Here is a 1205-nt window from a genome sequence, read left to right as displayed (position 1 = left end):
GACCTGTCACGTTTTTGTGTCGCTCCCATTGCTCGTTTAAGCCGCTCTCCGTTCGAAGGTGACAGGATTTTTCCAGCCCAGTGCTGAGTGCCGACGGCGTGGATTGTAGAACCCGTTTATGTATTCGAAGATTGCCATTTCAGCCTGCCGCCGCGTTTCCCATGACCGCCGCCAGATTAGTTCGGCCTTGATGGATTTGATGAAGGTCTCAACGGTGGCATTATCATAACAATTGCCTTTCCCGCTCATCGACACCTTGAAGCCATGCTGGCGCAGAAGTCTCTGGTAATCGTGAGAACAGTATTGGCTTCCACGATCCGTGTGATGGATGCAGCCTCTTGGAGGCGCACGGAAGGCTATGGCCATCTTCAAAGCCCGGATTGCCAGATCGCGCTTCATGCGATTGCTCACCGCCCAGCCGATCACCCGACGTGAATGCAGATCCAGGATCACAGAGAGATACAACCAACCTTCACGGGTCCAAACATAGCTGATGTCACCGGCCCATTTCTGGTTTGGTTTCTCCGCTGCGAAGTCCCGATCCAACAGGTTTGGCGCAATGTTGAATTTGTGGTGACCATCGGTCGTCACCTTGTGTTTGCGTGTTCTGACAACGGATATACCGTTCTGGCGCATCAATCTGCCAACGCGGCGGTGTCCGACATTCAGGCCGATCTCTTTCAGCTCTTCTGTCATCCGGGGCCTGCCATAGCTGCCCAGGCTGAGCCGAGACTGTTCTTTGATGTGGACCAAAGTGACAAGATCAGACCGCTGCCTGCGGCTGGCTGGACGGTTGCGGAAAGCCCGCAAGCCTCGGGGACTGACATCCATGACGTCACACAGCCGGTGGGTGGGGAAGCTGTTACGGTGTTCCTCCCCTCTCATGCATGTAAACATGCACTGCCGGGCAGTGGATGAACCTAAACCTCATGGCTTTTGGCTCGCGAAGAACTGCGTTGCCTGTTTTAGGATCTCCCTCTCCTCCTTGAGAATGCGGTTCTCTCGTCGCAGCCGCTCATTCTCTTGGGCGAGGCCCAAATCTTCTTTTGACACCACGTCGGTATCTCGGTGCGCGGTGATCTATTTGGTCAGCGACGACATGCCCACGCCAAGGTCATCAGCAACCTGAGTACGCGTTAACCCGCTTGTCAGTGCAATGCGAACAGCATCCCGCCGAAATTTATCCTTCCGTTTCAGTCCCATAG

At 54.8% G+C, this 1205-nt stretch carries 1 pseudogene; it reads right to left on the bottom strand.

Features of this window, described 5'->3' with window-relative positions:
- Positions 1 to 36 precede the first annotated feature (36 nt).
- Positions 37 to 1203 (bottom strand): annotated as a pseudogene (locus tag DL239_RS21320) (IS3 family transposase).
- Between the last annotated feature and the right edge of the window lie 2 nt (positions 1204 to 1205).

It is taken from the genome of Parasedimentitalea denitrificans (genome assembly GCF_011813015.1).
In the GTDB taxonomy this organism is placed as follows: Bacteria; Pseudomonadota; Alphaproteobacteria; order Rhodobacterales; family Rhodobacteraceae; genus Parasedimentitalea; species Parasedimentitalea denitrificans.
The sequence above is the reverse complement of the archived record's forward strand: the minus strand, read 5'-3'. Positions and strand labels throughout refer to the sequence as shown.